Origin of the sequence: Streptomyces vastus (genome assembly GCF_039532825.1) — a bacterium.
GTDB lineage: Bacteria > Actinomycetota > Actinomycetes > Streptomycetales > Streptomycetaceae > Streptomyces > Streptomyces vastus.
Genome location: NZ_BAAASJ010000072.1, coordinates 145,187 through 163,923, shown reverse-complemented (window position 1 = coordinate 163,923; position 18,737 = coordinate 145,187). Strand labels below are relative to the sequence as shown.

Annotated in this window: 16 protein-coding genes; 5 read left to right on the top strand and 11 right to left on the bottom strand. The window is 69.9% G+C overall.

What is annotated here, in order from left to right; genetic code table 11:
* Window positions 1-49: 49 nt before the first annotated feature.
* Genes ABD357_RS26970 through argC form a run of 5 tightly spaced genes read right to left on the bottom strand, consistent with a single transcriptional unit; the run spans window position 50 to window position 4,913 of the window.
* Window positions 50-586, bottom strand: coding sequence for an arginine repressor (locus tag ABD357_RS26970; RefSeq protein ID WP_344393583.1), 537 nt, complete (start codon window positions 584-586; stop codon window positions 50-52).
* A 7-nt stretch (window positions 587-593) separates the two neighbouring features.
* Window positions 594-1,814, bottom strand: a complete 1,221-nt coding sequence (locus ABD357_RS26965) for an acetylornithine transaminase (protein WP_344393582.1) — start codon at window positions 1,812-1,814, stop codon at window positions 594-596.
* Complete coding sequence (gene argB / locus ABD357_RS26960) at window positions 1,811-2,740, bottom strand: acetylglutamate kinase (RefSeq protein WP_344393581.1); 930 nt, start codon at window positions 2,738-2,740, stop codon at window positions 1,811-1,813. Before argB ends, ABD357_RS26965 begins: the two co-directional genes overlap by 4 nt.
* Entirely contained in the window at window positions 2,737-3,888 is a 1,152-nt protein-coding gene (gene argJ / locus ABD357_RS26955; RefSeq protein WP_344393580.1) for a bifunctional glutamate N-acetyltransferase/amino-acid acetyltransferase ArgJ, read from the bottom strand. The genes argB and argJ overlap by 4 nt, the downstream gene beginning before the upstream one ends.
* Window positions 3,885-4,913 carry an N-acetyl-gamma-glutamyl-phosphate reductase gene (gene argC, locus ABD357_RS26950; RefSeq protein ID WP_344393579.1) on the bottom strand — a complete coding sequence of 343 codons (1,029 nt, stop codon included), beginning with the start codon at window positions 4,911-4,913 and terminating at the stop codon, window positions 3,885-3,887. The genes argJ and argC overlap by 4 nt, the downstream gene beginning before the upstream one ends.
* Before the next feature lie 144 nt (window positions 4,914-5,057).
* Between argC and ABD357_RS26945 the strand changes: the two genes are divergently transcribed.
* Both ABD357_RS26945 and ABD357_RS26940 read left to right on the top strand, forming a co-directional pair.
* Complete coding sequence (locus ABD357_RS26945; protein ID WP_344393578.1) at window positions 5,058-5,972, top strand: hypothetical protein; 915 nt, start codon at window positions 5,058-5,060, stop codon at window positions 5,970-5,972.
* 28 nt (window positions 5,973-6,000) lie between these two features.
* Entirely contained in the window at window positions 6,001-8,769 is a 2,769-nt protein-coding gene (locus ABD357_RS26940) for a hypothetical protein (RefSeq protein WP_344393576.1), read from the top strand.
* Window positions 8,770-8,782: 13 nt separating this feature from the next.
* Here the strand turns inward: ABD357_RS26940 and ABD357_RS26935 are convergent, their stop codons facing one another.
* The 3 genes from ABD357_RS26935 to ABD357_RS26925 all read right to left on the bottom strand — a co-directional run bounded on the left by ABD357_RS26935 (window position 8,783) and on the right by ABD357_RS26925 (window position 13,367).
* A complete protein-coding gene (locus tag ABD357_RS26935; protein ID WP_344393575.1) occupies window positions 8,783-9,235 on the bottom strand; it encodes a hypothetical protein in 453 nt (150 codons plus the stop codon).
* A 130-nt stretch (window positions 9,236-9,365) separates the two neighbouring features.
* Window positions 9,366-10,547, bottom strand: coding sequence for a DUF6745 domain-containing protein (locus ABD357_RS26930; protein WP_344393574.1), 1,182 nt, complete (start codon window positions 10,545-10,547; stop codon window positions 9,366-9,368).
* Window positions 10,548-10,883: 336 nt separating this feature from the next.
* Window positions 10,884-13,367: an alpha-L-arabinofuranosidase C-terminal domain-containing protein gene (locus tag ABD357_RS26925; RefSeq protein ID WP_344393573.1), complete on the bottom strand. Its 2,484-nt coding sequence runs from the start codon at window positions 13,365-13,367 to the stop codon at window positions 10,884-10,886.
* A gap of 158 nt (window positions 13,368-13,525) precedes the next feature.
* Here ABD357_RS26925 and ABD357_RS26920 point away from each other — a divergent pair, with 158 nt between their 5' ends.
* Window positions 13,526-13,969 (top strand): DUF6314 family protein, encoded by a 444-nt coding sequence (locus ABD357_RS26920; protein ID WP_344393572.1) that lies wholly within the window; start codon window positions 13,526-13,528, stop codon window positions 13,967-13,969.
* On the opposite strand, the gene ABD357_RS26915 is transcribed toward ABD357_RS26920, so the two are convergent.
* Window positions 13,951-14,535: a histidine phosphatase family protein gene (locus ABD357_RS26915; protein ID WP_344393570.1), complete on the bottom strand. Its 585-nt coding sequence runs from the start codon at window positions 14,533-14,535 to the stop codon at window positions 13,951-13,953. The two genes, ABD357_RS26920 and ABD357_RS26915, sit on opposite strands and share 19 nt — an antisense overlap.
* Window positions 14,536-14,580: 45 nt before the next feature.
* Window positions 14,581-16,032, bottom strand: a complete 1,452-nt coding sequence (locus ABD357_RS26910; RefSeq protein ID WP_344393569.1) for an aminotransferase-like domain-containing protein — start codon at window positions 16,030-16,032, stop codon at window positions 14,581-14,583.
* Here ABD357_RS26910 and ABD357_RS26905 point away from each other — a divergent pair.
* Both ABD357_RS26905 and ABD357_RS26900 read left to right on the top strand, forming a co-directional pair.
* Complete coding sequence (locus ABD357_RS26905) at window positions 16,031-16,972, top strand: DMT family transporter (RefSeq protein WP_344393567.1); 942 nt, start codon at window positions 16,031-16,033, stop codon at window positions 16,970-16,972. The two genes, ABD357_RS26910 and ABD357_RS26905, sit on opposite strands and share 2 nt — an antisense overlap.
* Before the next feature lie 94 nt (window positions 16,973-17,066).
* On the top strand, window positions 17,067-17,270 hold the full coding sequence (locus tag ABD357_RS26900) for a DUF1918 domain-containing protein (protein WP_328772824.1): 204 nt from the start codon (window positions 17,067-17,069) through the stop codon (window positions 17,268-17,270).
* Window positions 17,271-17,314: 44 nt separating this feature from the next.
* Here the strand turns inward: ABD357_RS26900 and ABD357_RS26895 are convergent, their stop codons facing one another.
* On the bottom strand, window positions 17,315-18,583 hold the full coding sequence (locus tag ABD357_RS26895) for a glycoside hydrolase family 10-like protein (RefSeq protein ID WP_344393565.1): 1,269 nt from the start codon (window positions 18,581-18,583) through the stop codon (window positions 17,315-17,317).
* Window positions 18,584-18,737 lie beyond the last annotated feature (154 nt).

The window sequence follows — 18,737 nt, the reverse complement described above, 5'->3', positions numbered from 1 at the left end:
TTCAACCCCGTACGAGCGAGCGCGTGCTCACCGTACGCGTCAGTGGCTCTCAGTGGTGGTTCTGCGCCAGCCGCAGCAGATGATCAGCCAGCGCCTGCCCACCGGTCGGGTCACGGCTGATCAGCAGCAGCGTGTCGTCACCCGCGATCGTCCCGAGGATGTCGTGCAGTTCGGCCTGGTCGATGGCCGAGGCGAGGAACTGCGCCGCGCCGGGCGGCGTACGCAGGACCACGAGGTTGGCGGAGGCCTCCGCGGAGATCAGCAGCTCCGCGGACAGGCGCCGCATCCGCTCCTCCTTCGCCGACCCGCCCAGCGGTGCGCGCGGGGTGCGGAAGCCGCCCTCGCTCGGGACCGCGTAGATGAGGTCGCCGTCGGTGTTGCGGATTTTCACCGCGTTCAGCTCGTCCAGGTCCCGGGAGAGCGTCGCCTGCGTGACGGTCAGCCCGTCGTCGGCGAGGAGCTTTGCCAACTGGCTCTGGGAGCGCACCGGTTGCCGGTTGAGGATGTCCACGATCCGGCGGTGGCGTGCGGTGCGGGTCTGCGGTACGGCAGGCCCGGCGTGCTCGTGATCCTGCGCCTGACTCATCGTCGTCTCATTCTCCGGCTCGTCCATCCCCGTTGGCTGACGCGGCCGCGTCAGCCGCTGCGTCGAGGACGCCGGGCAGTGCCCGGAGAAAGACGTCCACCTCGTCATCGCCGATGTTCAGCGGCGGCATCAGCCGTACGACATCGGGGGCGGGCGCGTTCACCAGAAGGCCGGCGTCCTGAGCCGTCTGCTGCACCTGGGGCGCGAGCGGCTCGGTGAGCACGATACCCAGGAGCAGGCCCGAGCCACGGACATAGTCGATCATTGGGTGGCCCAGCGCCTCCATCCCGCCCCGCAGCTTCTCGCTCGTCCGCTTCACGTTCTCCAGCAGCCCCTCGGCCCCGATGGTGTCGAGGACGGCGAGCCCGGCGGCACAGGCGACCGGGTTCCCGCCGAAGGTCGTGCCGTGGTGACCGGGCTTCAGCAGCTGGGCGGCGCGGCCGAAGGCGACGGTCGCGCCGAGGGGCAGTCCGCCGCCGAGTCCCTTCGCCAGCGTGACGATGTCGGGCAGGACGCCCTCGTGGGCCTGGTACTCGAACCAGTGCCCGGTCCGTCCGACGCCCGTCTGCACCTCGTCGAGGACGAGGAGGGTGCCGGTGGCCGCGGTGATGGCGCGAACCGCCTTGAGGTAGCCGGGGGGCGGTACGACCACGCCGTTCTCGCCCTGGATCGGCTCGACGATCACCAGTGCCGTGTCCTCGGTGACCGCGGCGGCCAGCGCCTTCGCGTCCCCGTACGGAACATGCGTGACATCGCCCGGCAGCGGCATGAACGGCTCCTGCTTGCCCGGCTGACCGGTGAGCGCGAGCGCGCCCATGGTCCGGCCGTGGAAGCCGCCCTGCGTGGCGACCATGTGCGAACGCCCGGTCAGCCGCCCGATCTTGAAGGCGCCCTCGTTGGCCTCCGCACCGGAATTACAGAAGTAGACGCGGCCGTCACGCCCGAAGAGCTGGAGCAGCCGTTCGGCGAGCGCGACGGGCGGTTCGGCGACGAAGAGGTTGGAGACATGGCCGAGGGAGGCGATCTGCTTGCTGACGGCCTCGACGATCGCTGGATGGGCGTGGCCGAGCGCGTTCACCGCGATCCCGCCGACGAAGTCGAGGTACTCCTTGCCGTCGGCGTCCCAGAGCCTGGTGCCCTCACCGCGGACGAGGGGCAGCCGTGGAGTGCCGTAGTTGTCCATGAGCGCGCCCTGCCAGCGCGTGGTCAGTTCCTCATTGCCCCTCACGCCGCGTCCCCCTCTTTCTCGTCGTCTTTCTTGTCGTCCTCGTCCGGCACGACCATCGTGCCGATGCCCTCGTCGGTGAAGATCTCCAGCAGGATCGAGTGCTGGACGCGCCCGTCGATCACGCGGGCGGTGTTCACGCCATTGCGCACGGCGTGCAGACAGCCCTCCATCTTCGGGACCATGCCGCTGGCCAGCTCGGGCAGCAGCTTCTCCAGCTGCTTGGCGGTGAGGCGGCTGATCACCTCGTCTGAGTTCGGCCAGTCCTCGTAAAGGCCCTCGACGTCCGTGAGGACCATGAGGGTTTCGGCGCCAAGTGCCGCAGCGAGTGCCGCAGCCGCCGTATCAGCATTGACGTTGTAGACATGTCCGTCGTCCTGGGAACGGGCGATCGAGGAGATGACCGGGATCCTGCCGTCCTCGAGCAGTGCCTCGATCGCGCCTGTGTCGATTGCGGTGATCTCGCCGACCCGCCCGATGTCGACCAACTCCCCGTCGATCTCGGGCTGGTGCTTGGTGGCGGTGATGGTGTGCGCGTCCTCGCCGGTCATTCCGATGGCGAGCGGCCCGTGCTGGTTGAGCAGCCCGACCAGCTCGCGCTGCACGTGTCCGGCCAGGACCATGCGTACGACGTCCATGGCGTCCTCGGTGGTGACCCTGAGGCCCGCCTTGAACTCGCTGACGATGCCGTGCTGGTCCAGGGCCGCGCTGATCTGCGGCCCGCCGCCGTGCACGACGACGGGCTTGAGGCCGGCGTGGTGCAGGAACACGACGTCCTGCGCGAACGCGGCCTTCAGATCTTCGTCGATCATGGCGTTGCCGCCGAACTTGATGACGACGGTCTTGCCGTTGTGCCGCACCAGCCAGGGCAGCGCCTCGATGAGGATCTGCGCCTTGGGCAGGGCGGTGTGCTTGCGAGTAGTGCTCATGACGAATACGCGCTGTTCTCGTGGACGTAGTCCGCGGTGAGGTCGTTGGTCCAGATCGTGGCCGTCTCGCTGCCCGCGGCGAGGTCCGCGATGATGTGGACCTCGCGGTAGCGCATGTCGACCTTGTCGCGGTCGTCGCCGACGCCGCCGTGCTTGCAGACCCATACGCCGTTGATGGCGACGTTCAACTGGTCCGGCTCGAAGGCCGCTCGGGTGGTACCGATCGCCGAGAGGACGCGGCCCCAGTTGGGGTCCTCGCCGTGGATCGCGCACTTGAGGAGGTTGTTGCGGGCGATGGAGCGGCCCACCTCGACGGCGTCGTCCTCGCTCGCGGCGTTGATCACCTCGACCTTGATGTCCTTGCTGGCGCCCTCGGCGTCCCGGATGAGCTGCTGCCCGAGGTCGTCGCACACCTTCCGTACGGCCTCGGCGAACTCGGGGTATTCCGGGGTGACTTGGGAGGCCCCGGAGGCGAGCAGCAGCACGGTGTCGTTGGTGGACATGCAGCCGTCGGAGTCGACGCGGTCGAAGGTGACCTTGGTGGCCGCACGCAGCGCCTTGTCCAGTACGTCGCTCTCGACGTCGGCATCCGTCGTGAGGACGACGAGCATGGTGGCGAGGCCGGGAGCGAGCATCCCGGCGCCCTTGGCCATCCCGCCGACGGTCCAGCCGTTCCCCTCGACGACCGACGTCTTGTGGACGGAGTCGGTGGTCTTGATGGCGATGGCGGCCTTCTCACCGCCGTGCTCGTTCAGGGACGCGGCGGCCGTCTCAACTCCCTTGAGCAGCTTGTCCATCGGGAGCAGCAGGCCGATGAGCCCGGTCGACGCGACGGCGATTTCACCGGCGTTGTGACCGAGTACTTCGGCGACCTTCTCGGCGGTGGCGTGCGTGTCCTGGAAGCCCTTGGGGCCCGTACAGGCGTTGGCGCCACCGGAGTTGAGGATCACGGCGGAGACGAGGCCGCCCTTGAGTACCTGCTCGGACCACAGCACCGGCGCGGCCTTCACACGGTTGGAGGTGAAGACGCCCGCGGCGGCCAGACGGGGCCCGTTGTTGACCACGAGGGCGAGGTCCGGGTTGCCGTTCTCCTTGATGCCTGCTGCGATGCCGGAGGCGGTGAAGCCCTTGGCAGCGGTGACGCTCACGGTGCGACTCCGATCGTGGAAAGACCCGTGTCCTCGGGCAGCCCGAGGGCGATGTTCATGCTCTGCACCGCGCCGCCCGCGGTGCCCTTGGTGAGGTTGTCGATGGCGCTGATCGCGATGATGCGGTGCGCGGCCGCGTCGTATGCGACCTGGATCTGAACGGCGTTGGAACCGTAGACGGACGCGGTCGCCGGCCACTGCCCTTCCGGCAGCAGATGCACAAAGGGCTCGTCGCCGTACGCCTTCTCGTACGCGGCGCGCACGGACTCGGCGGTGACGCCGCTGCGGGCCTTGGCGGTGCACGTGGCGAGGATGCCGCGCGGCATCGGGGCGAGGGTCGGCGTGAAGGAGACGGTGACGGGCTCGCCGGCTGCCGCGCCGAGGTTCTGGATCATCTCGGGGGTGTGCCGGTGGACGCCGCCGACGCCGTACGGCGACATGGACCCCATGACTTCGCTGCCCAGCAGATGCGGCTTGGGCGACTTGCCGGCGCCCGAGGTCCCGGAGGCGGCGACGATCACGGCCTCGGGTTCGGCGAGCCCGGCCGCGTACGCGGGAACGAGCGCGAGCGAGGCGGCGGTCGGGTAGCAGCCGGGTACCGCGATGCGCTTGGACCCCTCCAGCGCGGCGCGGCCACCCGGCAGTTCGGGGAGCCCGTAGGGCCAGGTCCCGGCATGCGCGGAACCGTAGAACCTCTCCCAGTCGCCCGCGTCCTTGAGCCGGAAGTCGGCGCCCATGTCCACGACGAGAACGTCCGGACCGAGTTGCTCGGCAACGGCGGCGGACTGCCCATGCGGCAGGGCGAGGAAGACGACATCGTGCCCGGCGAGGACGTCAGGGCTGGTCTCCTGGAGCACACGGTCGGCGAGCGGCAGCAGATGCGGCTGCAGCGCACCGAGGCGCTGCCCCGCGTTGGAGTTGCCGGTCAGAGCACCGATCTCGACCTCGGGGTGCACCAGGAGCAGCCGCAGCAGTTCCCCGCCCGCGTACCCACTCGCTCCGGCCACCGCCGCGCGTACCACCATGGAAGCCTCCTCCTTGATGGCATGACTATACGTTTCCCTGCACGTTTATGCAATCTGTGGCGATGTGCGCGGGCCGCCAGGGAACCAACCCGCTTCCGCGAGAGACTCCCCCGGAGTCGCTCGCTGACCGCGGGAAGGAGACGGATGGACGAGGCGCCTCCGGTGTTGTGGGTGGGCGGATCGCCCGAGGCCGGCAAGACGACCGTGGCCCGGCTGCTCGCGCGGCGGCACGGACTGCGGTGGTACACCACGGACGCCCATACCTGGGAGCACCGGGATCGCGCGATCGCCGCCGGGTATGCCGCCGCGATCACATGGGAGCGGATGTCGCGCGCCGAGCGCTGGACGGTGCCGGTCGAGGACATGGTCGCCATGTCGCTTCATCACGAGCGGGGCCGGATGATCACCGACGTACGCGCGCTCCCCCACTCACCCCTCGTCATCGCGGAGGGCACGCCCGTCACACCGTCCGTCTCCGGTCCGGACGGTCGGGCGGTGTGGCTGGTGACGAGCGCCGAGATCCAGCAAGCCCGGCTCGTCGAACGGGGTATGACGCCGGGCGTGGGCGCGTTCCGGCTGTATCAGGCGTTGCGGCAGGAGATCGAGGCGCAGGTGGAGGAGTACGGCGGGCGCAAGCTGGTCGTCGACGGGCGTCAGAGCGTGGCGGACACCGTCGCGGAGGTCGAGGCACTGTTCGCCGACGCCCTGGCCGAAGGCCCCGTGGCGACGACGGCGGTCGAGCGCCGACGACTGCTGCGCTACGCCAACAGAGCCGTCGTCTCCCAACACCAGCAGTTCGACGCCCGGCCCTGGGCTCCCGAGGGTGCGCTGAGCACGGTGTACGGGTTCGCGTGCGAATGCGGGCACGAGGCGTGCACGGCGGACGTGGAGCTGGCCGTCGCAGACTTTCCCCGGCTCCCCGATGAGGGCTCCCCGCCGGTCCTGGCACTGGGCCACCAGGTCGTGCGGCCCGCCTCTCAGGGTTGCGCTCCGTCCGCAGAAGGAGACGTTCCCCGAAACAGCCCCAGGGATCGGCCCCTTCGTTCGCATGACGACTGAGGCCCGGCCGCATGGTCCGCTGGATCGCATGGCGGTGGACAGGCGTACGGCGGTGAAGGCGTTGGGGATCGGTTCGTTGATCAGCTCCTTGGGGCTCGGTTCGCCGGCGTTCAGAAGCGCCCCGAAGACGAGCGGTGCAGCAATCACGGTGCAGGGCGAGTCGGCCGCTCGTACCAACATCCCGACGGCCCGGGACCGCCGGGCCTCGGGCGGCGCGTTACTGGCACTGGCGACCCCTCAGCCTCCCCCGGAACAGGGCTGGTACGCGACGTACGAGGTCGAGGTCCCGGCCGAAGGGCCGTACCGGCTGACCGCGGTGACCACGGTGCCGGTCGAGCAGCCGCACATCGAGGAGCTCGGCTGCTACTTCAAGCTCGGGGTGGGCGACGGGCCCCTCGTGCCGGTCACCCGCTCGCAGCCGTACTGGTACGAATCCGTGCCAGCGTGGGGCGACCTCTCCGAACTCGCCCTGGGGGTCACGGAGTTGCATCGCGGCCGGAACACGATCACCTTCGTCGTCGACGAACCGACCGTGCTGTCCGACTCCACCGGTTACCGCTTCCTGCTCGACCGGTTCACGCTGACGCCCGTGGCCCGCGTCGCGCCGCTCGGCATCCACCTCGGGGACCCGGCCCGCAACCTGGGTACGTACCGGGGCGACGAGCCCCGACTCCCGCAACTGACCTTCGCCCTGGAAGCGCGCACGCAACGGCCCCACACACTGCCTTTCACCGTCACCGACTACTTCGGCAACGAGGTCGCACGAGGGCAGGCGACCGTCCCGGCCGGCCAGGCGCAGACATCGATCACGCTCCCGCGATTGCGCCAACTGCCCCCGGGCCATTACCGGGTGACAGCCACCGGCGTCACCGGCTGCTTCGCCCGGCTGCCCGAGCGGCGGCCCGTCACCGGCCCTGGCAACCGTTTCGGCGTCAACACCTACGTCTTCTCCCTCGTCCCGCCCTCCCGTCTCGACGCCTTCGCCGCCGCGATGAAGGACATGGGCGCCGGCCACGCACGCGACGGAATGGCCTGGCCCGCCGCCGAACCGCGCCGTGGCACGTACGACACGCAGCTGTACGACGACGTGCGGCGGGCCTTCCGTCGCCAAGGGCTCGCCACGCTCGACGTACTGACCACCGCCCCGGAGTGGGCGATGACGGAGGCCTCGCTGCCGCTGGTCGCCGACCTTCGGGACGCGTACCGCTACGCCGCTCATCTGGCCGCCGCCTCGCCCGACGCGATCCAGCTGTCGAACGAGCCCGACGTCGACACGACCAGCTCCACCGGCGACCAGCACGCGGCCTTCGTCAAGGCGGCCGCGCTGGGGATCGCGGACGCGGGTCCGTCCACCACGGTCACCGTGCTGCCCGGCATCGCCGACGCGGGCAGCCACTTCCAGATCCTCATGCTGCAGAACGACGTGGCCCGGTACGCCGACGCGTGGGGCTTCCACGGCTACCCGGACCCGAGCGACCAGGACGAACCCGAGGTCCCCGAATCGGCCGACGTACAAAGGGAGTTGCGCCGTCTCTACGGGGCCTCGCGGCTGCCGATGTGGATGACCGAGTGCGGGGTCTTCCTCGATGCGCGGCCCGGCAGCGATCTCACACCCGCGCAACAGGCCGTCCAGGCCCGCTTTCTCGTCCGCGCGACCGTGCGGAGCCTGGCAGCCGGTACGGGGAAGCAGTTCTGGTTCGGCGCACCGCCCATCCATGACGAGGGCGTGTACTTCGGGCTGCTCAGCCGCGAGTTCCAGCCCTGGCCCGCCTACAGCGCCCACGCCGCGCTCACCTCGCTGCTCGGCGAGGCACGTTTCGTGGAGCGGCTGTCGGACACGTGTTACGTGTTCGCGGCGGGGTCGGGGCAGCGCGTCACGGTGACCTGGGGACCGGCGGCGGAGGCGGTGTCGGAGGTGGAGGTTCCGGTGGTCTCCGGGGGGACGGCCGAGGTGTACGACATCATGGGCCGGCGCGTGGAGACGGTCGGGCCCGAGGGCCGGGTAAAGGTCTCGGAGGACCCGGTCTATGTCGTGCAGGAAGGCGTGCGGGACGCCGTGCCTGAGCAGGACCCCGGCTACCGCCACGCCACGCGGAACCTGTCCACCGCCGAGCACATCGTGCTCAGCCAGCGGTTCGACCTCGCCGACGCCGCGCCGAACAAGGCCGACGGCGACGCCCAACCGCCCCTCGGCTACCGGCTGTCCACCACGACCCGGATGGCCGTCGACGTCTACAACTTCAACGCCACACCCCAGACCGTCGAGCTGACCGGCCGCGCCTTCGGCGGCTGGACGGTACGGCCGACCCGGCCGCAGGACCGGATCACCGTGCCGCCCAAGGGCCGTACGAGTGTGGAGTTCGCGGTCGTCGCCGGGAAAGGAGTGCGCAGGGGCGTGGACTATCCGCTGGTCTTCGAGGCAACGATCCCCACCGCGGACGGCGACCGCACCGTCCCGCCCTCCGTCTCGCGCATCCAGCGCAGGTCCCGCAGGCGCGGAACGCCGATCCCGCTCGCGCCCTCCGTCGACCGGCTGACACCCGCTGGCGGGGCCACGGTCGATGGACCCGACGTCCGTCTGCAGGCCCGGATCACCGACGCGCTCTCGGGCGTGGACGCGGCGCGCGTCGATGTCGAGGTCGACGACCGACGCGCGCCCTGCCACTACGACCCGGCTACCGGACGGCTGACGGCCACTCTGCGCCTTCAGCCGGGTCGCCACGAGATCTGGGTCCGGGCGTACAACAGGGCACACGCCCCGGCCCAGGCGTCGGCGACGGTGACCGTGAGCCCGTAACCGGCCGGGCTGCTCAGTCCGCGATCATCCGATTGCCGAACCACCCCCTGGGCTCGGTGTTGCGCTCCCGCTGACGGCGTACGACATAGCGGCCGGGCGCGATGCCGGTGCCTCCGTGCTCGGGGTGAATGAGATACGCGACCGCCGAGGCGTCGATCATGCCGAGGGCGAGGCCGGTCGGGTCGTGGAGGCCGCCGGCGAAGCGGCAGGTGCCCGGGTCGGCGACGAGGGAGTGCGGATTGCCGCCCGCGGCGCTGCGCAGCAGTTCGATGCCCGCGGCGGGGACGTCCTGCCAGCGCGTGTACTCGTGTGTGGAGACGCTGCGCTCGACAAACGCGTACGGGATGACGATCAGGTCGCCCTGGGCCTGGAGGCCGTCGACGACGGGGATGGTGACCTGGCGTTCCAGGTGATCGAGGACGTCGAGACCGGTGAGGTCGGTGAGTTCAGCGAGAGTCATGGTCATGTGCATCACCTTCGGGTGTGAGGGCAGCCCGCGAAGGCTGCGTGAACGTGCTTGTCGGATAAGGGAGTTGATTACCGCGAGGGCCCGGAGCCGAGGGCCGGGCTTCGGGGCGTACGACCGCCCCGAGGCCTCACGTACGGCGCACGAGTCGGGCGTACTGCTCGCCGGACAGCCCATACGTCCAGCCGGCCGCCGAGAGCGGGTCCTCGAGGTGGTCGGGCACGCTCAGCCCGTAGCGGCGGCGGCCGCCGTCCGGCTCGACCGAGCCGTTGACGGCGAGCAGCAGGCGCGCGGGGCGGCCCCAGAGTTCGCGGGGCACGTCGTAGAGGTGGAGGTCGGAGCCGGGGTTGCCGGGGTCGCCTGTCACGCCGACGAGCCGGAGGCGGGCCTGTTCGATGTAGGTGCCCCAGCCGATGCGTTCGATGGCGCTGCGGCGTACTTCGACGTTCCGCTCGGCGTGTATGCGATCGACGGTCGGGCCGTTGATCACCCACTCCGGGACATGGGTGCCATGCAGGACATGGACCTGCGCCCCGTCCGCGAACCGGACAGCCGGTCCGTCGTCGCGGTGCAGCCTCAACTCGCCGTGGAAACCGTTGGGTTGAGACTCAGTATGGATCTCGATGGGCCGCTCGGCCATGACACACATGCCCTCGCCGGGCCACCACCAGCCGGTCGACCGGGCCAAGTCGACCCACAGGCCGAGCTGGTCCTGGTCGCAGCCCAGGTAGGTGGTCAGCCCCACACGTGCCATCACGTCGTAGTGGGCGACCCAGGCGGCGTCGTGCTGGCCGTACCAGGCGAGCCCCGGCGAGTCCACGTCTGGAGGCAGCAGCTCCGTACGCACCGGAGCGCATACCGAGTCACGCAGGGTTTCGGTCAGCGCGTCGTACACGAGGGCTTCGACCACGCGCCTCACCGGGACGCCCGCCGCGAGCGCCTCCTCGGGAGCCATGGTGCGTACCGAACCCGCTCCGGACATTCCCCATGTCCATGAGATCAGTGACGAGGACCGATGCCCGATCCGGTCGTCCATGCGTTCCCGCAGTTCGGACGCCAGCGTGGCAAGCCGCGCGGCCAGCGGCCAGTCGGATCCGCGCGCGGGCGCGGCGGCCGCATCCAGCCGCACGGGCCGAAACCTGTCGTGGTGGTCGAGCATGACCTTCCGCGCCGCCGCCGGGGACGGTGCCCAGACGAACTCCGGCGGAGGTTCGCCGATCAGGCGATACAGACCGGTGACGGCAGCCTCCGCCCTCGGCCGGTCGGCCGGAAGCGTGGACAAGCCGTACTTGAGCCAGTCCGCGCCCAACAAGCGTGCCAGTGCGACGCGTTCAGCATCGGATTCGGGCCAGGAGAAGGAAGGCCGGGAAAAGGAGGGCCGGGACAAGGAGGGCCGGGACAAGGAACTGCACGCATTACGCGCGCCTCGGAGTGATCCCGCTCGGGGATCCGACACGACGCTCACCAGAGGGTGGCGGTGTCCGCCTCTCGAATCATCATGCGAAGGAGCGTGACAGGGGTGGGCGTGATCCGCAACGCCTTTTCTCCGCACCTGATTTGTGCACTTGAGGACGTACGGGCGGCCCAGGCACCGAAGCACGCCTGAGCCGCCCGCCGGATCACCCAGTCCTTCATCCGGCCCTTCGGATCACCTCTCCTTGATCCTGAGGAAGGTGACCGAGTTCGCCGGGAAGGTGTACGTGAACTTGCTGCTCACCCCCTCGAAGGTGGACCTCACCGGGGCAACAGGCGTCTCCGTCTCGGAGTTGACCGCGTCGGGCGCCGCCTTCAGCGTCGTCACAGCGGCCTTCTTCGACGTCTTCAGACCGCCGAGGTCGATAGCCGTACGGGCGTCCGCCGCCTGGGCGTTGACCACCTTGACGATCACATCGCCGGTCTTCGCGTCGCGCGTGACGACCTGGCGGAACGGCTCGGCCGGCTTGTCGTCGGTGAAGCTGCCCCACTCCTTGCCGTCGAGGTAGAGGGTCACCTGACGGCCGCGGACCTTGATGTCGACGTCGTACGCGCGGCCCGTCTCGATCGATCCGGCCTTGGAGATGAGCGTCGACTTGCCGCCGTCCGTGGCCTGTTCGACGGCGGACTGGGTGTTGTTCCAGCCGCCCAGGTTCCACCAGTAGTAGTTCCCGGTGTCCTTGACGCCGAAGGCGACGAGGAAGCCCTCCTTGCCGGACTTCTTGGTGGCCTTCACATGCAGGTCGTAGTCGTGCCAGGCCGGGTCGCCCGCCGACACCATGGTGTTCTCGGCGGCCTCGTCACTCTGCACGTACTGCCCGTCCTGGATGCTCCAGCTGCCGCCGCCCGTGTGCGTCCACTTCGAGGCGTCACCGGAGAAGTCGTCGCTGAGCAGCGTCGACCCGTCCGCAGCGGTCACCTTCACATCGTCGTACGCGGCACTCGTCGCCCAGGTCGACAGTCCGACCGCACCCGAGATCGGGCCGCTCGCCGAGGGCGTACCGGTCGCCTTGGAGGGCACGACCCGGTCGCCGACGTTGCGCATGAACAGCTTCTGGACCTCGTAGCTGGCCGAGTTCCAGGAGGCGTGGTTGTTGAACCAGATCATGTCGGGTCGCCACTGCACGTAGTCCTCGTTGGCGAGCAACGGAGCGTACGAGGCGAGCTTCACGATGTCCGCGTTGCGCTCCAGGCCGGTCATGAACGCGGCTTCGGAGAGGGCGTTCTTGAAGGCGTTGCCCTGGGAGGCGTACTCGCCGAGGAAGACCTTGGGGCCGTTCCTGTCGTACGAGTCGTAGCGGTCGTTGTTCTGCAGGAACCACTGCGGGCTGTTGTAGTAGTGCTCGTCGACCATGTCGACGTTGGCCTCGCGGTTGAGCTTCCAGGCCGTGTCGAAGGTCGAACCGGTGTCGTCCGGGCCGGAGTTGGAGATGACGGTGATGTCCGGGTACTTCGCCTCGATGGCCGCGCGGAACTGCTTGAAGCGGGCGAAGAACTCGTTGGGCAGGTTCTCCTCGTTGCCGACGCCGAGGTGGGTGAGGTTGAAGGGCTTCGGGTGCCCCATCTTCGCCCGCTTCTTGCCCCACTCGCTGGTCACGGGACCGTTGGCGAACTCGATCAGGTCCAGGGTGTCCTGGATGTGGCGCTTGAGCAGCGCGTCGTCGTCGGTGGCCTTGTTCTGGCCGCAGCCGGTGACGAGGGCGGGCACGACGGGCAGCGGCATGGCGCCGATGTCCTCGGAGAACTGGAAGTACTCGTAGTAGCCGAGGCCGTAACTCTGGTTGTAGCCCCAGAAGTTGGCGTTGGTCGCGCGCTGCTCGACGGGCCCGATGGTGTCCTTCCACTGGTACGAGCGCTTGCGCTGCCAGCCGGACGCCTCGTCGTATCCCGCCATGCTGCCGGTGTTGACCAGACAGCCGCCCGGGAAGCGCACGAAGGACGGATCAAGGGCGGCGATCTTCTCGGCGAGGTCCTTGCGCAGGCCGTGACCCTTGTATGTGTCGCGCGGCAGAAGCGAGATCATGTCCAGCGCGACGGGGCCGGCGGTGGCGACGGCAAGGCGGCCCGTCGCGCTCGTACGGGTCGCGGTGAACTTTGCCGTGTACTTCGCCCAGCCGCCGCGCGCGGTGACTCGCCGAGCCTCGGCGAGCGCTCCATCGGCGTCCGCCAGGGTCACGGTGAGGGCGGAGGCCTGGTCGGCGCGGGCCCAGACCGAGAAGTTGTAGACCTTGCCCTTCTCGACGGAAATCCCGGTGTTGTACCCGGAGTTGGTGACGGACGAACCGCCGTCCAGGGTGAGGTAGGTGCGGTTGCGTTCGTTGAGGCGGCCGTCGTCGTTCACGGCCTTCGCGGTGCCCGTGGTGGCCCAGGAGGTGAGGGGCGTGTACGAGGCGTGGTCGGCCGTCGAGTACTCGAACGACCGGTTCTGCACGAGCTCTGCATAAAGGCCGCCGTCCGCGGCCCGGTTGATGTCCTCGAAGAAGACGCCGTACATCGTGTCGTCGATCTTCGCGCCCTTGGTCTTCGGGTCGACGGTGATCGCGTAGTCGGTGGTGTCCTCGGCGGCGGCGTTCCCCGGGGCGGCCGGGACGAGGAGCGAGGCGGCCATGATGCCGGTGGCCGTCAGGGCGAGTCTCCAGCGGGTGCGGGTGCGTGACATGGATACTCCGCGGCTCTGGTGTCGGGTTTCTCGGCTGTTCTCAGCGGCACAGATGGTTCGAAATACCGGACAATGATCAATACTTCGAACGGCAAGATAGGGATGGGGTTGGAGTGAGTCAATGGTTTGCGCAGGACACGTCAGGGAGGCGGAACGACGTGGACGATTTCTGGCCGGTTGCCGACGTGTTGGCGTATCTGGCGGGGAGTTGGGGCGTGGAGCGTTCCGTACGGGATCTTGCGAGCGGGGAGGAGGGGACGTTCAGCGGCAGGACGGAGTTCGAGCCGCTCGAAGAGGGCGGTCTGCTCCACCACGAGTCCGGCACCTTCGTCTGGCAGGGTGAAGCCCGCCCCGCCGAGCGAACGCTGCGGTTCCTGCCGGGCACTACGCCGGGCCGCGCCGACGTACGGTTCGCCGACGGCCGCCCCTTCCACGACCTGGACCTGACCACCGGCCGGCACACGGCCGACCACCCGTGCGCCGCGGACCTCTACCGGGGCGAGTTCAGCGTGTACGACGCAAACCACTGGCGAACGGTGTGGCGAGTCGGCGGCCCGGCCAAGGACTTGACGCTGACGACGGACTACACGCGCGTGGGCTGACCGTCGAGCCGCAGGTTCCAGCGTCCGGCCCGGCCCATGAGCGTGGCCGTCGACAACGGGCGGACGTCGATGTTCCAGTACGTCGACGGGGGCGCGTTCAGCGCGTAGACGAGCGCGGCGCGTACGACCGCCGGCTCGGCCACCGCGACGATCTTGCAGCTGTCGTCGGCGGGCCGGGTGTCGAGCCAGCCGCCCACCCGCTGGATGAAGGCCAGCAGTGACTCGCCGCCGTGCGGCGCGGAGCGCGGATCGGCGAGCCAGGCGTCCACGGACTCGGGCTCGCGGGCCATCGCCTCGCCGAGCGTGAACCCCCGCCAGCGGCCCATGTCGCAGTCCCGCAAGGCGGGTTGGACGAGCGGGGTGTAACCGAGGGCGTCCCCGGTGGCCCGGCTGCGCGGCGTCGGCGAGCAGTACCGCAACTCGGCCGCCGCCAACGGCAGCAGCGCCGGCGCCGCGCGCTGCACCTCGTCCCACCCCTCCTGGTCGAGCGGCCGATCGTCCCCGAACCGCTCGGCGAGCAACGGCGAGCTGCGCGCGGCGGCGACGAACGTGACCCGAAGCTGCATGCGGCGATGGTGGGCCGAAAAAATGCCAATGGCAAGAGACGTTACTCAGGAGTTACCCGGGGTCCATGACACCTGCTCGAAGGCGGTGCGCAGTCTGCGTACGCCCTCGTCGATCTCTGCCGTGCTCGCCACCGCCGCGAAGCTCAGCCTCAGGTGTGCGGCGGCCGGCTCGGCGCTGAAGTAGGGGCGGCCGGGGGTGACGGCCACGCCCGCGCGCAGGGCGGTGGCGGCCAGGGTCGGCTCGTCCGTGCCGTCGGGGAGGCGCAGCCACAGGTGGTAGCCGCCGGCGGGGATGTGCGGCAGGGCGAACTCGGGCAGGTGCAGCCGCAGCGCGGCCGTCATCGTGTCGCGGCGGTTCTTCAGCTCCGCGGCGACCGCCCGCAGATGACGGGGCCAGGCGGGCGAGCCGACGAGTTCAAGGGCCGCCTCCTGGAGCGGGCGCGGCACGAAGAAGGTGTCGACGACCTGGATGGCCCGCAACCGTTCCAGTACGGGCCCGCGGGCGGCGAGTGCACTCACCCGGAAGCTCGGCGAGGTCGCCTTGGTCAAGGAGCACACATGCACGACGACTCCTTCGGGATCGTCCGAGGCCAGGGGACGCGGCAACGGCCCCGCGTCCTCGTGCACGAGACGCCGTACGAAATCGTCCTCCACGACGAACGCACCGGCCTCGCGCACGATCCGCAGCACCTCACCGCGCCGCTCGGGCCCGAGCACGGCACCGGTCGGGTTCTGGAACAGCGGCTGGCAGACGAAGACGCGGGCGCCGGTCGCCCGGAACGCGTCGGCGAGCAGGTGGGGACGCACTCCGTCGGCGTCGACCGGTACGGGTACGGGGCGAAGCCCGGCCGCCCGGGCGATCGCCAGCATGCCGGGATACGTGGGCGATTCGACGAGCACCGGCGCGCCGGGCGGAGCGAGGGCGCGCAGAGCGGTGGTCAGCGCGGACTGGCCGCCCGCCGTGATCAGCACCTCGGCGGCGGTGATCGCGCCGCCGATGCCCCGCGCGAACCACTCACGCAGCTCCGGCAACCCGTCCACATGCGGGCGCCCCCAGGCACCGGGCCGGCGGCCGGCCCGGGCCAGCGCCGCGGCCATCGCTCGCTCCGGCTGCAACGAAGGGTGCAGATAGCCGCCGTTGAACTCGATGACTCCGGGCGGCGGGGCGGCCAGCGTGATCAGCACCCCGGAGGCGTCGACGGTACGCGGCACGAGTTCGGAGGAGGCGTCAGCGGTGAGCGCGAGCTCCTGCCAGGAGGTGTCCCCCGCGGCAGGCCCGTCGCCCCGCGGCCGGGCCCGGAACGCACCCGCTCCGGGCCGGGTCACCACCAGCCCCTCGGCGGCCAGCTGTGCCAAGGCCCGGGACACGGTCACCGGGCTCACCCGGAACCGCTCGACGAGTACACGGCTGGACGGCAGCTTTCCACCAGGTGAGTAGCGATCCAGCTCATTCCGCAGCCGATTCGCCAGCTCCGCCACACTGCTACGCTCTTGCATGAGAGAACAGAGTAGCGCTACTACGTCTACTTCAGTAGCGGTCCCCGCCGACCGGGCGCGACGAGCCGCCGAAAGTCCACAGCTGTCACCCCGCGGCCTGCTCCAGGCCGCCCTCGGGGTCACCGCCTTCTCCCTCACCTTCCCCGCCACCGCCTGGGGCCTGGAAGGCTTCGGCCCCTGGTCACTCGTGGCCGTACGCAGCGTCCTCGCCGCGCTCATCGCCGGCGCCTGCCTGCTCGCCCTGCGCGTACCGCTGCCGGCCCGCCATCACTGGCCGGGCCTTTCCGTCGTGGCCGCCGGAGTCGTACTCGGCTTCCCGATGCTCACCACCCTCGCCCTGGAGACCTCGACCACGGCCCACGCCGCCGTCGTGGTCGGCCTGCTCCCCGTGACCACCGCGCTGTTCTCGGCGCTGCGCGTCGGCTCCCGCCCCTCCCGTGCCTTCTGGACCGCGGCACTCGCGGGCTCCGCCGTGGTGATCGCATTCACCGTGACGCAGAGCGGCGGCGCGCTGACCAGCGCTGACGCGTACCTCTTCGGGGCGCTGCTGGTCTGCGCGGCCGGTTACACGGAGGGCGGCCGACTGGCCCGTGTGATGCCCGGCTGGCATGTCATCGGCTGGGCTCTGGTGTTGTGCCTGCCGCTCACGATTCCGGCGGCCGCGATGGCGCTGTCGTACGAGCCCGTACAGCTGACGGCGCACAGCGTGACCGGGCTGCTCTGGGTCGCTGTCGGCTCGCAGTTCCTGGGCCTGGTGGTGTGGTACCGAGGCATGGCGACGATCGGCATCCCGAAGGCCAGCCAGTTGCAGCTCGCTCAGCCCCTGCTCACACTGGTGTGGTCGGTGCTGCTCCTCGGCGAGCAGCTCACACCCGCCGCACCCCTGGCCGCCGCGGCCGTACTGGTCTGCATCGCGGTCGCACAGCGAGCACGCGCCTGACCGGCACACACCGCGCCGGTGGCAACCGGCTCCACCCGCCCTAGACTGAGACCCACGGACCGCTACTCCCGTGCGAGACGAGGAGGCCCTCCAGATGCGTGCAAGCAAAGGCGATCACCTGCTGGTGCACGGCAGGATCGTCGGACAGCACGACCGGGTCGGGGAAGTCGTCGAAGTACTGGGGCCGGACGGCAACCCGCCGTTCCGCGTCCGCTTCGAGGACGGCCACGAGACCGTGATGTCCCCCGGTCCTGACACCACAGTCCAGCATCACGTCAGCGAGACCAAGACCCAGTAGGTCCCAGACCAAATAGGTCCCGGACCCAGCAGGTCGGATTCAGATCAACGCGGCGGCTTCGCCGACTGCTGATAGTGGTCGGCGACGACGCGTGCCATGGCGCCGATCGGGTCGGCACCGACCTCCCTGGCCGCGAAGAAGACATGCCCTCTCGCCCGCGGGTGATCGCGGGCGAAGGTCAGGTGCCGGGACAGCTCGGCCGGGTCCTGCCATGCCTCGGGCTGCGCGGGATCGCCGGCCTTGTACAGCGCCTCCCCCACATACAGCCGCGTACTGCTGCCCTCGGCGACCTCCGCCCACCAGGGCAGCAGCTTCGCGTAGTCGGCGGCGGCGAAGCCGATGCTCCAGTAGATCTGCGGACAGATGTAGTCCATCCAGCCCTCGCGCACCCATTTCCTGGTGTCCGCATACAGGTCGTCGTACGTCTGCACACCCGCCTGGGTGTCCGAGCCCAGCGAGTCCGTCGAGGCGTTGCGCCACACCCCGAACGGGCTGATCCCGAACTGCGTGCCCGGCCGGATCTTCTTGACGCGGGCCGCCGTCTCACGCACCAGTTTGTCTATGTTGTCCCGCCGCCAGGATGCCCGGTCCTCGAAGCCGCCGCCGTACCGCGCGTACGTCGCGTCGTCGTCGAAGACCTCCCCCGCGACGGGGTATGGGTAGAAGTAGTCGTCCCAGTGCACGGCATCGATGGCGTACTTCTTCAGCGCGTCTAGCATCGCGTCCTGGACGAAGGCGCGGACCTCGGGCAGCCCCGGGTTGTAATAGAGCTTCCCGCCATACGGCACGACCCAGTCGGGGTGCTCGCGGGCCGGGTGCGAGGGGACCAGCTTGGTGGGGTCGGCGTGGTTGGCGATCCGGTACGGGTTGAACCAGGCGTGCAGTTCCAGGCCGCGCGCGTGCGCCTCCTCCACGGCGGTACCGAGCGGGTCCCAGCCGGGGTCCTCACCCTGGACGCCGGTGAGGTACTGCGACCAGGGCTCGTACGGCGAGGGCCACAGGGCGTCGGCGGTGGGTCGCACCTGAAAGATCACCGCGTTCAGGCGGCAGCGTACGGCCGTGTCGAGGTGCGCGAGCAGTTCGGAGCGCTGCTCGGCGGCGGTCAGCCCGGTCCGGGACGGCCAGTCGCGGTTGGTGACGGTCGACAGCCACATGCCGCGCAGCTCACCGGAGCCGGCGCGGCGCCGGGCCCCGGCCTTCTCGTCCTCGTCCGTGTCGCCGCCGGTCGTCGCGCCCCAGGCCACCGCGCCACCCGCGGCGGTGAGCCCGGCCAGCATCGCTCCCGCGAACGCCCTGCGTGTCACTCGCCCCATGGGTTCCCCCCATACGCACCGGATCGGCCTGCTCACATATCGCTTCCGGGCAGACAGCATGCCGCACCCGCACGATCGATCATCGGGACCCCGAGAGTAACGTTCACGAATGGAGCAGGCGCCCCCGGGGTCCTGCGACCCCCATGGAACAGCG